Source organism: uncultured Candidatus Puniceispirillum sp. (assembly GCF_963979125.1).
Taxonomy (GTDB): Bacteria; Pseudomonadota; Alphaproteobacteria; order Puniceispirillales; family Puniceispirillaceae; genus Puniceispirillum.
Window position 1 is genome coordinate 1 of sequence record NZ_CAXBVX010000045.1, and the last position, 15547, is coordinate 15547.

The window sequence follows — 15547 nt, forward strand, 5'->3', positions numbered from 1 at the left end:
ACGCGCGTATTTCAAATGTTGAGCTGGCGACCGAAGTCGGGCTGTCGCCTTCGGCCTGTCTGCGGCGCGTATCACAACTAGAAAAATCAGGCGTCATTGCCGGCTATTATGCAGCGCTTGACGCGTCAAAGCTGGGGCATGATGTTCTGGTGCTTATGCAGATCACCTTGCATGGGCAATCCGCCGCCATGATGGCCGAATTCGAAGCCGAAGTTGCCAAAATTCCACAGGTTCTGGCCTGTTTTCTGATTGCCGGTGAAAATGACTATATTTTGCGCGTGTCGGCGCGCGACGTTGCCGATTTTGGCAGGATTCATTCTGAATATCTATCAGCCTTGCCGCATGTTCTGCGGATGGAAAGCAGTTTTATCCTGCGCGAAGTCATGAATCGTGGCATGCAAGCATCGCTGGCCTGATCTGATATTGGCCTAAGACTGATTATGCGTCGGGATATCGCCCTTAAGGGCAGCGCGCATGGCTCTGACGTCGTCGATTTTCTGGTGTAACAACGACCAGTCATCAGCCGCGGCAATGGGTGCCCAGATCGCCTCTACCTCGTCAATGGTCATCGATACGGCATCAGTGCGGGCAAAGTGCGGATGCGACATATCATGAATTGGTTTTGACGCCGCCAGTATATCCAGCACCGGTTTCCAGTCATCCACATGATATGTGCCAACACGGTCAGAACCGCCATATAAATCATGAAATATCTGGTCAAAGCCGACTTTGGTTGTTTTGGCGGCGGTAAAGAGATGCCGACATAAGGTGGGAGCTTCGGTTTTGTCATTCAGCGTGACACCCAGCCGCCATTGCAGTTGATCAGCCAGACTGGCTTCCATTTCGGGAAAAAACCCACGTAAACTATCTTCGATTGTCTCTTTGGAAGCAAAGCGGACAAAGCAATCTGCCAAGCGGCATACCGCCCATAAGGCCGCATCCGCCTGACGTCCATAGGCATAGCGTCCCATATCATCAAAATAGGCAGCCACAAGACCCGGGTCAAAATGTGGCAAAAACCGCCAGGGTCCATAATCAAAGCTTTCACCTGTTATGTTGAAATTATCCGTATTCAGCACGCCATGCACAAAACCAGCCGCCAGCCATTGCCCCGCGGTAGTGGCGATTGAGGCCGCGACCTTTTCCAGAAATAACGGAACCAGCGCGTCAAAATCTGCCGCCGGATCAAGCGCCGGGTCATCGGCATAATAATGGCGGATCACATGCCGCGCTAGCATCTCGATCCCTTCGGCATCATCCATATAGGAAAGACGCTGAAAACTGCCAATGCGGATATGGCTATGCGATAGACGCACCATGACAGCCGAACGTGTTGGCGACGGTTCGTCATGACGTGTCAGGGCTTCGCCTGTTTCAATGACCGACAGGGTTTTGGAGGTATTGACGCCTAGTGCCTGCAACATCTCGGTAGCTAGAATTTCACGCACCGCGCCTTTCAAGGTCAGGCGGCCATCAGCAGACCGCGAAAAAGGCGTGGTGCCCGACCCCTTTGTACCCATATCAAGAAGCCGACCATCGGCGGCGCGTGTCTGTGCAAACAGAAAGCCACGGCCATCGCCAAGCTCGGGGTTATAATGACCGAATTGATGCCCATGATAACATAGCGCCAAAGGTGCCGGAAAACTGCCTTCAAAAGGTACAAACCGCCCAAAATGATCGCGCCAAGCATCATCGGACAAATCGGCAAGGCCAACTGAACTGGCAGCATCCTGATTGCGGTAGCGGATAATATGATCGGGAAAAGACGCTGGCTTTACAATACGGTAAAACCGTTCATCCAGATGGCTGTGAATGGTTTGCGGGGTAAAAACAAAAGGGCGTTTGGTCATATAAATCTCACGGTTTCGGTCAGCGGTGGCGGTCATGATTACAGCAATTTTCGTAAAAGCGACCTGTGACGCCGTAGCTGGAACAGACAATCGTATCTTGGCGTTTGACACAAGTATATGGCCTAAATTCTGTCCGGCTTATCAAAGTGATAAAAAAATGGAGGTTCCAATGCTTGATCTTAGTAATGTTAGTGCTCCTATAGAGCACGCTAATGGTCTTCCCAATGCCTGTTATATTGATGACAATGTGTATCAGCATGAACAGGACACCTTATTCCGCAATAACTGGGCAGCTATCGGCTTTGGTAAAGATATAGCCAGTGTCGGTATGATCAAGCCACTAAGTTTCCTAGGCATTCCGATGATTATGGTGCGCACCCAGGCTGGTGATATTAATGTGTTCCAGAATGTATGCCGGCATCGCGGCATGATTTTGATTGATGAACCGCAGCAGTTACGTGGCCCGATCACCTGTCCCTATCATGCGTGGAGCTATGATCTTGACGGTAATCTGCGCAAGACCCCACATATTGGCGGCCCTAATATTGATACGCTGGACAGTGTTCAGCATTGCGATTATTCGCTAAACAAGGTGCGTTCGCATGTGTGGAATGACATCGTCTTTGTCAATGTGGGCGGTGATGCCCCCGAATTCAGCATGCAAATGACCGATTTGATCGACCGCTGGCGTGAATTCGATCAGCCAATATATCATGGTGGTGCTGACTCATCTTTCAGCTTTGATCTGGACTGTAACTGGAAACTGGCTGTTGAAAATTATTGTGAAGCCTATCATTTGCCGTTCATCCACCCTGCCCTGAATAGCTATTCGCGGCTGGAAGATCATTACAATATTCTTGATCATGATAACTATGCGGGGCAAGGCACAACGGTCTATGCGCCCCAAGTATCCGACACTGGCGCACGCTTTCCGACATTCGAAAAGTTATCGTCAAAATGGGATACAGGCGCGGAATATGTGGCTTTGTTTCCTAATGTCCTGCTTGGCGTTCATAAGGATCATTACTTCAATATATTGCTGACACCTGATGGTACAGGTCGCACACATGAACAGATTGAGCTGTATTATACCGATCCGGTAGCGCTAGGTGATGAATATGCCGAGATGCGTGCCAATAACGCCCGCATGTGGCGCGCTGTCTTTGCCGAAGATATATCGGTTGTCGAAGGCATGCAAAAGGGACGCCGCGCGCCTGCCTATGATGGCGGCAAATTTTCTGCGGTCATGGACGAATCCACTTATCATTTCCATAAATGGGTCGCACGCGAATTGAGTGCATAACCCGAAGAGCTATCAGAACAGCTATTTAAGGGGTGGTAAACTTATTCGGCAGGTTGTGACGCTGGTGCCAGACTTGGACCACGTGGGCCAAGGATAACCTCATTACCAGCATCAGGATGGCGCGGCACATTCAGCGATAGAATAAGCGACAATGCAGCCATGCCAGCCCCCGCCAAAAACACCGCTTCGGGCATGGTCAGCCACAAAAACCCAAAGCTGATCGGGACTACAACTGCCGCAATATGATTGATGGTAAAGGCAACGCTGGCAGTGCTTGCCATATCAGCCGGATCACCGATTTTCTGAAAATAGGTTTTGATGGCAATGGCAAAGGCAAAAAACATGTGGTCCACCACATAAAGACCAGCGGCGATGGTGCCATTTTCAACAAAGGCATAAGCAACAAACACGCACACTAGACCAACATATTCAAATACTAGCGCCGCCCGTTCGCCAATACGGCCAATCAAACGGCCAACGATAGGCGCAAACCAGATATTGAAAACTGCGTTTAGCAAAAACAGTGCTGTTACCTGAATCAGCGAATATTCAAATTTTTCGACCATGAGGAAGCCAGCGAAAACCAGAAAAATCTGCCGTCGCGCACCTGCTAGAAAGGTCAGACCATAATAAAGCCAGTATTGACGGCGCAAAACAATCCGGCGCGTCTGGCGCACCTTTTCGGGGAAATGCGGAAAGATCACCCAAGCGGCAAGCGCCATAATGGCCGTGAGCATACCAGTGGCCACATAGATCATGTTATAGGTGTTATTCGATGTGACAAGACCTGTTGAATCGGCAAGGAATGTCCATGACACCTGTCCGCTGGCGATGAAATAGACAATGAAAATCGAACCCAGTGTTAGAACCTGAGCGGTAGCACCGACACCATAAATACGTCCCAGAACAGCTGGCGCGGTCTTTTTGTCCAACCATTGCAAGGCAAGCGACTGATTACAGGTTTCATAATAATGAAAGCCAATAGATGACACGATAGTCGTGATATAAAGCCCGATTGCCGTTGGAAAATACCCCGTGATCGCCACACCAACACCCAATAAGACAAGCGATAGAAAGGCCAGTCTTTGTTCGGCAATAACAAGAAGGATATAGACAACCAGAAATGACAGAAAACCCGGCACCTCGCGAAGCGATTGGAGGATACCGATTTCGCGTCCAGTAAAAGACGCCACCTCGATGGTGAAATTATTAAGCAGTAAAGACCAAGACAGAAATGAGACAGGCATCGCCGCGGCAAATACCATCAACAAGACTTCAGGACGCGCGCGTAATGAATTAAGATGTGCCAGCAATGATGAACCCCAGATAACCACCGCAACATGCGACTGTATAAATGTGTCAGAGTTTACCATGCCCGTCTAGCTTGAGACATGGTCCCGGCTTATTATGACGGTGTTACAAGCAAAAGGCAGGTAAGTTATACTTTATAGATACGATCCAGTTCACCACTGAGAACGTAATCAACAATGAATTCACCAAGGCGTTCGATTTCGCTGTGAAAGCGCGTGCCCTCAACCGCTTTCATGCCGCCAAAGTTCGCGCTTCGAGACCGCGCCGCAGACAAATCCGAAATTGGTGGTGCCATGATCGCATTTACTTCCTGCAAGGCTTCTGACAGCACATTGAAATTACGCTGGCTTGGCGATGTACGATTGGGAATGACAACTACATGCGGAGTCAAACGGCCAAAATCTTCTTTGCGCTGGTCAATTTCCTTGATGAATTCGATTGTCGGGCGCAAATCGGTCCATGACATTGATGTTGGCACAATCATGGTATTGCACATCATCGCCATCTGCCAGATGTCACCCATCTTGCCTGCACCCGTATCGACAATGGTCAGGGAGTTTTCTTCAACCAGCATACGGCGCAAAATGCCGTCAAGCGTGGTCACGTTAACACCGTCATAGCGATTACCGACAGGCAAAAGCTTTATATCGGAGCTAGCACTAAGGGGTTCCAGCATTTCATAGGCAGACCCCTGCGGGTCTGTGTCAATAAGCATGACCGTATTTTCGGCAAAACGATGACGCAAATAATCAGTGAGATAAACAGCGATCGTGCTTTTACCTACGCCGCCTTTGATATTGCTAATAAATACCACTTTGCCAACCTGTGATGTCTGGTTAGTCAATATTAATCCCCCGGGGCACATTTAACCAACAATGGTTACACGCGCTGAAATAAGCACATCTGAATAGCTGAACCAAAGTTCTAGCCCCACAAAACATAAACGACATATTTACAATCGTTATGTGTAATGAGCATTAGATTATTCCAAATTTCCGCCATAAACAACAAAAACAGCTATATTTACCGCAAATGCAAAAAAAAGAGCAAACCTATTCAGATTTTGTTCCCGCCATTTAATTAATTAATCCTAATTTATAAAAGTTATTTTTTGGGATTATCGGCTTGTGCACATCAACAAAAAAATTAATCACCATCTTACCAGCATAGGCGCACCAGCCCTAAACTTTGTGGCTTTTACCGGTTTTATTGCACGGGTTTTCAGCATTGCTGTGACGTTATTATTTGCTGGATTTCGGTATGGGCAACCTGTGCGCTTGCGGCATGTGGTTAGCGATATAAGAGCAAGTGGTATAGACGCCTTGCCAGTCGTTATTTTGATGGCCGCAACCATTGGCATTATGCTGTCGGTTCAAGGGGTGCATTCACTTCGTATCTTTGGTGCTGAAAGCCAGGTGACTTTTGGTCTGGCTTTGTCAATTCCAAGAGAATTTGCGCCGCTTATCACCGGCATTATCGTTGCGGGACGATCCGGATCGCAACTGACAAGCCGGGTCGGGTCAATGCAGCTTAATGGTGAACTTGACGCGCTAAAGGTCATGGGCATATCACCAATACGCTTTGTTGTCGCGCCCGCTTTGGTTGCCCTGCTTTTTGGCCTGCCTATTCTTGTCGCCATCGCCACTGTCAGCGCGTTCTGGACAGCCAGCCTTTATATTGAAGCTGTGCTTGGCATTGCGCCTTCAGCCTATTGGGCGGATATTCTGGCGGTGGTGACGATGGCCGACCTGATACATGGTTTTGGAAAAGCGATTATCTTTGCCGTGCTGATTGCGTTGATTGGCATCTGTAAGGGATTACGGGTTTCCGGTGGTGCCGACCGGCTTGGTGCCGCCACAACATCGGAGTCAAATAAGCTGGCACGGCTTGTATCAAGCCCGACAATTCTGGTCGCTGATGGCGAAACAGCCGAAATTTCCCGAATTCAAAAGGCACGCGTGTCACGCATTGAACAATCTGCTGGTGATAACGGAACCGTTTTAACCAATACGGTGATCGATGAATTTCTGGCACCATTCCAGCTGACTATCGGCGAAGTGAAAATCAACCGTATTAACAAAACCGTACAACTGGAAGTCGAGCTTGAAGACACACGATTTGCCTCGGCGCTTAGTTCGGTCACCAATGAAACAGACGAGACAACCGATACCATCACGACCAAATTCTGGTCAGCGCCAGGTGATGTGATTGTTCTGGCAGGCCTGACACGTAATTCCGAGACAACCAATACAACCGGTTTACCTGGCACAACTGGCAAGCTGGGTGCCATTGCCCCCGCGCTTGGTGGATCGGATGGCATCGAGAACACCTTGTCCGAGACCATTATATTTATGGCGCCGACCGTTATTGACCCAAGCGCAGAACGGCAACCTCATTCGGCCTTTCGCACGCGCAACCGCCGGAAAGCAAATTAGAGATGATGATAATGGATGAGATTAAACTGAGCGAAGTTCGCTGGCTTTTTCATAAAGCCGACGCGTCTCGACAACATAGACGTCCTTGGTAATGCGTTCATCCATATATAATTGCCGGATAGCCAGCATTTCCTGCTCAATCGAAACCAATTCAGCGTCCGCCTTGGCGCCTGTTGACTCGCGTTTGAAAAAACTAAATCCACCAACCGACGCCTCTGGCTTAGGTGCCTGTTCAGCTATGATATCAACACCCGGGATATTGTCTGTTGCTTCGACTGATGGCTCGATTGGTGATCCGGTTTTTGGCTCAGCTTTGTTTTTAGCTACCACTTTTTTCGCGGCGGGTTTCTTTGACACTGGTTTGTCGGCCTTGATCGCTTGCTTAGGTGTCGCTTTTGCTGTCTTGCCAGCCTTCTTGGCTTTGGGTGCTTTTTTCGCTTTTGCAGGTGTTTTAGCTTTGGGCGTTACTTTTGCTTGCGGTTCCAGTTTTTCACGAAACATTGACCACATAATCGCAAACATCATCAGCACAATAGCCAGACCAACACTGCTGAGCAGAAGCAACCGAATCTGTTTCGGGTTGGCATCAGGCAAAACCATAGAAAGTAGGTAAATTGTTTGTTCCGAGATGAAAGTGAGTGCGTCCATTATTTATCCCCAGACATTTTTTTGCGATCCACAATGGTAAATGCACTTAAAACTGACTGACAAATATTAACAAAACATTAACATTTATCGAGTGTGTTCTTATGGCAACTGCATTAACCAAATTTGCTAGTTTCTTCCGTCCAATCGGCAAAGGCTCCGACGAAGTCGTTGCGATTAAACTACATCCTAAAGCAGTCACGGTAGCCGAAGTAAGGTTAAATTCCAATGTCATAAACATCGACAGTCTTGCAGGTGCCGGTTTGCCACGTCAATTGGATACACACAACCTTGCACGAAGTCAGGATATGGTTGTCGATACATTGCGCACTATGCATGAGCGCGACATGTACGCGGCACAAGATGCTGGTATTATCATTCCCAGCGGGATTGTAACATTGCGGCAAATCAACCTGCCTTTCATGACAGCGACTGAACTTGCCAAAGAAGCTAAGGATATTAGTTTCTGGCAGGATGCCGAGTCCGATATAGGCAAACTTGAAGACCCCTTTATTTCATATCATACGCTTGTTAGCTCGGAGAATGACGACCTGACGCGAGTTGTTATCGGGTTTGCCGAAATGGCAACCTTGCGGCCATGGTCCGACATGTTGCTGGCGGCGCATCTGAACCCTGTGCATATTGATCTGGAACCCGTGGCATTAGCCAATTTTCTTTACGCATCGCTATCGCGAGAGGAACAGCGCCAAAGCCAGGCTATTTTGCACATCACCCAGAACCGCATCGAAGTGATCGCCTTTCAGCCACATAGGTTTCATACCGTCAAACTGGAAATCAGTGAATTCGATCATGTGCTTTTGACCGAGGTTGAAGATATTGAAGACCCAACAGGTGAATTCTGGGACGAGGTTGGTGCACGGACTGGCAATACATTGAAGCAAGCCATTCTGTTTCTTCAGGAAGAACAGGATTTTCCGCCCTTTTCGGTGATTCATGTTGCCGTTGATGCCCTTCGTGCACGCAATCTGATGACCTTACTTGACCGGGGCTTTACACTGGCGCCCATCACCTTGTGGGATCCAACCCGCCGCGCGCAATTATCCCAGCCAGTAAGCCAGCTTTTATCAAAGGTAGGTAATATCTCAGGCTTTGGGTCCACCTTTGGGCTAGGCCTGCGGCGACTTGGCACCTTTGGTGATCCAGACCCAGGCCTAATCCAGTTATCTATGCTTCCCCATGCCGATACATTGCGACGTAACCGCCAGATGGGCGTCGTGTCGCGGAGTTTGTTAAAAGCATGGGTGCTGGCGATAGACCCCAACATGCCAAAATTTGACACATTGGCAACAAAATCAGGCGTTGTAAGCCCGCCTGCCATCGGCGCTTGAATGATCGGATAATCTATACCCAATAATTCAATTAACAAATGCTTCATGGTGATGTCTCCGAATATCTTGCCCCAATGTGATAAGAAAACAAAACAGCACTTTAGAGGTTTAATTCAAAATTATGCTTTTGATATGCGACATTTGCAAGGTTGTCATATTGACCGCGACGGCCCATCCATTCACAATCTAACGGTAAACGTAATCACGGATTGGTTAAATTTAACTGTAAAGGCCAGAAGGATAAGCGCATGGATACAGTCAGTTTTCTTAGAATGGATCAAGGCACCGTCGCCGATTATGCCTTGCTTGGCAAGCTCGAAGATGAATTTGTCGAAGCCCTGCCGGACCGCCTGCTAGGCGCACTGGATGGTCTGCGGTCAACATTGGCTGGTTATCGTATTGACCGCTTGCAACATTCCCTGCAATCGGCAACCCGCGCCGAACGGGATGGTGCCGATAGTGAAATGATCGTGGCCGCGCTGATCCATGATCTGGGCGATGATCTGGCGCCGATGAACCATTCGCAACTTGCCGCCGCGATCATCCGCCCCTATGTGCGCGCCGAAGTCACATGGGTGATCGAACATCATGGTATCTTTCAGCTATATTATCATGGCGAAGCCGAAGGCATTGATAAAAACGCGCGTGATATTTTTGCCGGACATAAATGGTTTGAAAGCTGTGACCGTTTTTGCCAAAGATGGGATCAGATGTCATTTGATCCAGATTATGACACATTACCGCTTAGTCATTTTGAACCTATGCTGCGCGAGGTGTTCAGCCGCAAACCTTTTGATCCCAAAATTATTGGCGAGGAAGCAACAAGCTAATGTCAAAAACAATCATGATCACCGGTGCCAATCGCGGTATCGGGCTTGAAATGACATGTCAGGCCGCCGCACGTGGCGACAAGGTGATCGCCTGTTGCCGCGACGCCATGCAAGCGATCGACCTGATCGCCATTGCCAAGCAAAATGCCGATATTACTGTGCTTGGCCTTGATGTATGTGCGGAAAACGATATGAATAATATCGCCGCCGGCATGACCCGCGCGATCGACATTCTGGTCTGTAATGCGGGTATTCTGAACAGCTATGGCGGGATGCTTGACCCCAAGCACGAACATGTCGCCATCGAAAATGTGCTGATGACAAATATCGCTGGTGTGTTTTTCACAGCGCGTGCCTTTCTGCCGCATGTCAAAAAAGAAACGCCTGGCAAAATTGCTGTGATTTCGTCAATTATGGGTAGCAACCGGCAATCGCATAGCAATGCCCCTATTTATCGAGCATCAAAGGCGGCGGCGACCAATCTGGCACGGTCAATGGCGGTTGAACTGGAGCCTGACGGGATCGCTGTTGGTGCGTTTCATCCGGGTTGGGTGCGTACCGATATGGGCGGTATGGAAGCCAGCATTTCACCCGAAGAAAGCGCGTCCGGTCTGTTGGCGCGCTTTGATGCTTTGTCGCTGGCAACAACAGGGGTTTTTGAAAATTACAAAGGCGACGAAATACCGTTTTAAACAGTCTGGTTATCAATGAGGTGCGTGAAGATGGCAGAGGATAAATCCAGATCAAAAACATCTGACCTGAAGGTCGATAATGACCATATCAATATTGCCTATTCCAACCCCAGCACCAGCGCCTTGATGGATATGTACGCCAAATGGGCCAAGGATTATGACAAGGAAACAATTTCCGGTCATGGCTATGCGGCGCCGCAAGATGCTGTTTCCGGCTTTGCCAAGATTGTGCCCGATAGTAACGCCCGCATTCTGGATATTGGATGTGGCACAGGTCTGGCGGGGGTTTTACTGGCCGCACGCGGCTATAGCCATATTGACGGGGCTGATCTGTCGGATGAAATGCGCGCTGTTGCCGCAAAGCATGGCGTCTATCGAAAGCTATTCACGCTTGATATGACGGATGATTACGGCATTGACGACCCGTATGATGCGGCAATCTGCGTTGGGGTGTTTGGTTTTGGTCCCCCGCATGTAGAGCATCTGCATCATATCATGGGCGCGGTCAAACCCGGAGCCCCTGTTGTGTTGACGGTGAATAGCGCTGGCTGGACAGCGCGTGACTGGGATGCCAGCTTTGCCCCGCATCTGGCCAAACATAAGATCGAACTGGTTGCCGATACACGCATCCGCTATTTAACCAAAGAAGATATTGACGGCCATCTCATTCATTTACGACGGGCATCTTAGGCGGATTCAGACGTGCCTAGCTTCTTTTAGCCTGACTGGCAATATAATCGGCGGCGGTCATCGCATGATAGGTGATATCCGGCACGCCAAGATCGACGGGTTCCGGATCGATAATATCAATGGGTATCCGGCGTGCCACCGCCATGCGCAGAGCAATCGCCGTTATATTGACGCTGAAGGATGTACCAATAAACACCATAGCTTCGGCCTGATCCATCCAGCTTTCGGCCTCACTCATACGGTATAGATCAGTATAAAATTCGTCAAACAGCAATACATAGGGTTTCAGCGATACGCCCATTTCTGGCGTTTTTTTACGGGAACTGATTTTGAACTGGTCAAGCAAGGCCTGTGTCAAGCGTTCGTCATCATCCTGATCGAGTGCCGCGACAGGTTCCCATGGCGCATCGATGAGCGCAATATCGCCGCCGCCGCTGAATGACTGTTCGTGCAATGAAGTGACCTTATCAAGCCGTCCGTGGATCGAGATGTAATCACGGTTGCCTGCCTTGCCATCAAGACCATCTATATTTTGGGTCATCAGTTGTTTATCTGCAAGCCAGCTATGCACCACATTCGGGGCAACATTGCGGTAGCTGGCAAAGCGCCGATAATACCACAACAAAAATTGACCCGGATCGTTCATATACATGGCGCGGGTGGCCATTTCCTGTGGGGTGTAATTATGACTTCCGATTGTCCAGAACCCGTCTTCGCCGCGAAAGGTGGGGATGCCACTATCAACGCTAACACCTGCGCCCGTAATATATAAAACAGTCATTGCATGTCCATTTCCAAGCGATCAGACCATCGCCATATTCGGTTCAGTCAGTTTCATCCCAGCGGTCAGCCGCCACATCGTCCGATAAGCGCGCTTCGACCCAGCTTTCACCTGCCTTATCTTCGGCTTTTTTCCAGAAAGGCGCTTTGGTTTTCAGATAATCCATAATGAAGCTGGCACCAGAAAAAGCAGCGTCACGATGCGCCGCCGCCACACCGACAAAGACAATATTATCTTCTGGCAATAAACGACCAACACGATGAATGACCGTGACACCCGCCAAAGACCAGCGATCCCTAGCCGTTTCAATAATGGTGGTGATTTCCGCTTCGGTCATGCCCGGAAAATGTTCCAGCGTCAGGGCAGTGATTTCAGCCCCGTCATCATCGCCGCGAACCGTGCCCGTAAAGGTTACAATGGCACCCACCGCACGTGCTTTTAGCGCATCATGCTCGGCAGCAATATCAAAATCAGCTTCGGTGATCCGCACATCCATGACCGCGCCCATAATCACAAACCTCGCTCGGCAAAGGGCAGAAAGGCCAATGGCATGCCGACCACAACACCTGTATTATCTAGCGGAATTTCAACAAGCCCATCAGCCCCTGTCAGAGATGATATAACACCTGCACCGCGGCGTCCATGAAGCTGAATTTGTTGATTTTTTCCTGAACCTTGAAGTGTTGCGCGAAGATATTCAGCACGACCAGGTTGCTTTTTATGGTTAAAGCCGGCAGGCACTGTTACCTGGACGGGATCACGCACGATCCCCCCTGCCAGCTTATCGAGAAGCGGCAAGATCAAAAGCTTGGCACAGACAAAAGCCGCGACCGGATTACCAGGCAGACAGAAAATAAATTTATCACCAACGCGGCCAACCGCCATCGGGCGTCCAGGCTTCATGGCCAGCCGCCATAGGGCGCATTCAGCACCCACCATTTTCATCGCCGCCTGTGTATGATCTTCAATCCCATCTGATGCCCCGCCGGATGAAATGACAATATCACTATGCGCAAGGGCCGCTTGATAGGCGCTGGCCAACGTGTCACGATCATCGGCAACAATACCGCCATCATGTATATGCAACGCTTCACCCGCAAATGCCGCCATCAACATCGGGCGGTTTGCATCATAAATCTGGCCAGTTGCTGAAGAATTGTCTGTCGCCATAACATCAATGAGTTCATCACCTGTCGAGAGCACCGTTGCCGATAGCCTGTTTTGCACAGCGATCATGGTGTGACCTGCCGCCGCCAGCTGGCCAATCATGGGCGCATAGATGCGTGTGCCAGCAGAGAGGATCATCTCACCCACCGCCAGATTTTCCCCAGCGGGTCGGTTATTCGCGCCTGTTGTCAGCATCTTGTTCAGACGGACAGTACTATCTTGGTGGGGGCTATCTTGGCGGGTGCAATCTTCATGCATGGCAACGGCGTTGACACCATCCGGCATTACCGCCCCCGTATAGATTTCAACCGCTTGGTCTTTGGCTATGGGGCCGTGAAAAGGGTGGCCAGCGCGCGCCTGTCCAACAATGGGAAACAGATGGTCAGGATTTGCCGCCAGCGTTTCAGCATAGATCGCATAGCCATCAACCGCCGCATTCGCCGTTGCAGGCAAATTGACCATGCTGATGATGTCAGATGTCGCAAACCGCCCGATTGATGCCAGCAATGGCACATTTTCATGCGCTGAACGCGGCACAATATCGCTGAGCAAATTAGCACGGGCAATATCAAGTGGCGTCGTTTCCGGATGCATCGGTCAGGTCTGTGGGGTCTGTGGGGTCTGTGGGATTTGCGCCTGATCGCCAATGAATCCGGCAATCGCGGCAATATCATCAAGATCAAAACAAGGTAGCGGACAATCGGCCAAAGGCGCATCGCTGGCCACCGCCAGAATATGTGGATCATGCGGATGCAATAGCGGCTTGCCCACCGCGGCGCGGTAAATTTCTATCTTGCGGATCGCAAAGGCCTTGAAACCTTCGACAATGACAATATCGGCAGGATCAAGCCGCGCCAGCAAAACATCAAGCCCCGGTTCATCTGCCCCGTCATGCTCGCTGAACAAGGCTGCTCGGCTGGCCGATGATACCAGCACCTGACGCGCACCTGCCGCACGATGACGGTAACTGTCCTTGCCAGGCGTATCAGCGTCAAAATGGTGATGCGCATGTTTGATCGTTGCCACATTCAACCCCAATGACACCAGATGCGTAATCAGCTTTTCGACCAGCGTGGTCTTGCCAGCCCCCGACCATCCTGCCAGCCCGAACACGGTGCCATGCCGGCCTGTATCAAGAAGCGGTGCTTGCCGTGATGCCAAGTTTGTTTGCATCATTGTCATCTAGCCACCTGTTACATTCATGTGCCGCCCAACGGTGGCTGTTTCACGACGGCTGATGATGAAATCATGCCCTTTGGGTTTGCGGCCAATAGCCTCAATGATCGCCGCATCAAGACCCGCTTCGCCATGCTGGCGCAAGGCTGTGGCCAGATCGGCATTATCATCCTGTCCCAAACACATATAAAGCTGTCCTGTACAGGTCACCCGCACACGGTTGCAGGATTCACAAAAATTATGCGTCAGCGGCGTGATAAAGCCAAGCTTGCGTCCGGTTTCGGCTACAGTGACATAGCGGGCAGGCCCCGGGGTTTGAAAATCGCTGTCGATCAAGCTAAACCGTTTGGCCAGAGAGGTGCGGACAAGCGACAAAGGCAAATATTGGTCAATCCGGTTTTCATTACCAATATCACCCATCGGCATGACTTCGATAATGGTCATGTCAAAGCCCTGATCGCCGCACCAGGCGACCATGTCACCAAGTTCGTCTTCATTCACACCTTTGAGCGCAACCGCATTGATCTTAATATCCAATCCGGCAGAACGTGCTGCCGCCAAGCCATCAAGCACTTTGGCCAGATTGCCCCAGCGGGTGATGGTGGTAAACAGATCGGGATTCAAAGTATCAAGCGAGATATTTAGCCGCCGCACCCCCGCTTCGGCCAGATCATCAGCCATTTTGACAAGCTGGCTACCATTGGTGGTGATGGTCAATTCGTCTAGCGTACCATCCTTTACCGACGCGCCCAGATTGCGAATCAGATGCATGATATTCCGGCGCACCAACGGCTCGCCTCCTGTCAGGCGGATTTTGCGCGTCCCCATCGCCATAAAGCGGCGACAGACAATTTCCAGCTCTTCAAGCGTGAGCAATTCGGCCTTGGGCAGAAAGGTCATTTCTTCGGCCATGCAATAGACACAGCGGAAATCACACCGATCGGTAACCGACAGGCGGATATAATCAACCATGCGTCCGAACGGATCGATCAACGCATTTTTCGGTGCCGCCATATCCGTGGCCGCTGCCGGATTGTCTATCAAACCCATGCCGTGTCATCCCTTTGCTGTTCTTGCAACATAATGCAGAGGGCAGATAAAGGCTAGGCATGATCGTGCGGGTTTTTCACACGGTCTAAAACAGCTTTAACCGACGCTATTGCGGTTTGGCAGGTGGTTGATGGCTGGTTTTATGGGCGGTTTGGCAAGCTATTTGCCACGCTGAAAATGGGTATCGATTGAACTATCGCCGCGGCTCAGGTAGCGTAACCCTCGCATCTATAGATATGAAGGTTACCCCATGAACAGCACCAATAAT

At 50.1% G+C, this 15547-nt stretch carries 16 protein-coding genes; 6 read left to right on the forward strand and 10 right to left on the reverse strand.

What is annotated here, in order from left to right:
* Positions 1 to 416 (forward strand): Lrp/AsnC family transcriptional regulator (locus ABNT28_RS06055; RefSeq protein WP_348721190.1); only part of this gene is annotated, 416 nt, incomplete at its 5' end.
* Between the two features lie 12 nt (positions 417 to 428).
* Here ABNT28_RS06055 and ABNT28_RS06060 read toward each other — a convergent pair.
* A complete protein-coding gene (locus ABNT28_RS06060) occupies positions 429 to 1961 on the reverse strand; it encodes a protein adenylyltransferase SelO family protein (RefSeq protein WP_332923107.1) in 1533 nt (510 codons plus the stop codon).
* 58 nt (positions 1962 to 2019) lie between these two features.
* Between ABNT28_RS06060 and ABNT28_RS06065 the strand changes: the two genes are divergently transcribed.
* Positions 2020 to 3153 (forward strand): aromatic ring-hydroxylating dioxygenase subunit alpha, encoded by a 1134-nt coding sequence (locus tag ABNT28_RS06065; RefSeq protein WP_332923108.1) that lies wholly within the window; start codon positions 2020 to 2022, stop codon positions 3151 to 3153.
* Between the two features lie 41 nt (positions 3154 to 3194).
* Here ABNT28_RS06065 and ABNT28_RS06070 read toward each other — a convergent pair whose 3' ends face one another.
* Together ABNT28_RS06070 and ABNT28_RS06075 are read right to left on the reverse strand one after the other, a co-directional pair.
* Entirely contained in the window at positions 3195 to 4418 is a 1224-nt protein-coding gene (locus ABNT28_RS06070; RefSeq protein WP_332923120.1) for an MFS transporter, read from the reverse strand.
* Positions 4419 to 4591: 173 nt separating this feature from the next.
* Positions 4592 to 5308: a ParA family protein gene (locus ABNT28_RS06075; RefSeq protein WP_332923109.1), complete on the reverse strand. Its 717-nt coding sequence runs from the start codon at positions 5306 to 5308 to the stop codon at positions 4592 to 4594.
* 283 nt (positions 5309 to 5591) lie between these two features.
* On the opposite strand from ABNT28_RS06075, the gene ABNT28_RS06080 reads away from it, so the two are divergent.
* Entirely contained in the window at positions 5592 to 6899 is a 1308-nt protein-coding gene (locus ABNT28_RS06080; RefSeq protein ID WP_332923110.1) for an ABC transporter permease, read from the forward strand.
* A gap of 21 nt (positions 6900 to 6920) precedes the next feature.
* Here the strand turns inward: ABNT28_RS06080 and ABNT28_RS06085 are convergent, their stop codons facing one another.
* The gene (locus tag ABNT28_RS06085) at positions 6921 to 7547 is read right to left on the reverse strand and encodes a hypothetical protein (RefSeq protein WP_332923111.1); all 627 of its coding nucleotides are present in this window, start codon (positions 7545 to 7547) and stop codon (positions 6921 to 6923) included.
* A gap of 949 nt (positions 7548 to 8496) precedes the next feature.
* A complete protein-coding gene (locus tag ABNT28_RS06090) occupies positions 8497 to 8940 on the reverse strand; it encodes a nitronate monooxygenase (RefSeq protein WP_332923121.1) in 444 nt (147 codons plus the stop codon).
* A gap of 201 nt (positions 8941 to 9141) precedes the next feature.
* Between ABNT28_RS06090 and ABNT28_RS06095 the strand changes: the two genes are divergently transcribed.
* From ABNT28_RS06095 to ABNT28_RS06105, 3 genes are read left to right on the forward strand one after another with little or no spacing between them, the layout of a single operon-like run.
* A complete protein-coding gene (locus tag ABNT28_RS06095; RefSeq protein ID WP_332923112.1) occupies positions 9142 to 9723 on the forward strand; it encodes an HD domain-containing protein in 582 nt (193 codons plus the stop codon).
* Positions 9723 to 10415 (forward strand): SDR family oxidoreductase, encoded by a 693-nt coding sequence (locus ABNT28_RS06100; protein ID WP_332923113.1) that lies wholly within the window; start codon positions 9723 to 9725, stop codon positions 10413 to 10415. The genes ABNT28_RS06095 and ABNT28_RS06100 overlap by 1 nt, the downstream gene beginning before the upstream one ends.
* A 30-nt stretch (positions 10416 to 10445) precedes the next feature.
* Entirely contained in the window at positions 10446 to 11105 is a 660-nt protein-coding gene (locus ABNT28_RS06105) for a methyltransferase domain-containing protein (protein WP_348721191.1), read from the forward strand.
* A 16-nt stretch (positions 11106 to 11121) separates the two neighbouring features.
* Here the strand turns inward: ABNT28_RS06105 and ABNT28_RS06110 are convergent, their stop codons facing one another.
* Genes ABNT28_RS06110 through moaA form a run of 5 tightly spaced genes read right to left on the reverse strand, consistent with a single transcriptional unit; the run spans position 11122 to position 15279 of the window.
* The gene (locus ABNT28_RS06110) at positions 11122 to 11886 is read right to left on the reverse strand and encodes a Sir2 family NAD-dependent protein deacetylase (protein ID WP_332923115.1); all 765 of its coding nucleotides are present in this window, start codon (positions 11884 to 11886) and stop codon (positions 11122 to 11124) included.
* A 43-nt stretch (positions 11887 to 11929) separates the two neighbouring features.
* Positions 11930 to 12394 carry a molybdopterin synthase catalytic subunit MoaE gene (gene moaE, locus ABNT28_RS06115; protein ID WP_332923116.1) on the reverse strand — a complete coding sequence of 155 codons (465 nt, stop codon included), beginning with the start codon at positions 12392 to 12394 and terminating at the stop codon, positions 11930 to 11932.
* A 2-nt stretch (positions 12395 to 12396) separates the two neighbouring features.
* Complete coding sequence (locus ABNT28_RS06120; protein ID WP_348721192.1) at positions 12397 to 13647, reverse strand: molybdopterin molybdotransferase MoeA; 1251 nt, start codon at positions 13645 to 13647, stop codon at positions 12397 to 12399.
* A 3-nt stretch (positions 13648 to 13650) separates the two neighbouring features.
* On the reverse strand, positions 13651 to 14226 hold the full coding sequence (mobB, locus tag ABNT28_RS06125) for a molybdopterin-guanine dinucleotide biosynthesis protein B (protein WP_332923122.1): 576 nt from the start codon (positions 14224 to 14226) through the stop codon (positions 13651 to 13653).
* Positions 14227 to 14235: 9 nt separating this feature from the next.
* Positions 14236 to 15279 carry a GTP 3',8-cyclase MoaA gene (gene moaA / locus ABNT28_RS06130; protein WP_348721193.1) on the reverse strand — a complete coding sequence of 348 codons (1044 nt, stop codon included), beginning with the start codon at positions 15277 to 15279 and terminating at the stop codon, positions 14236 to 14238.
* Positions 15280 to 15547: the final 268 nt, after the last annotated feature.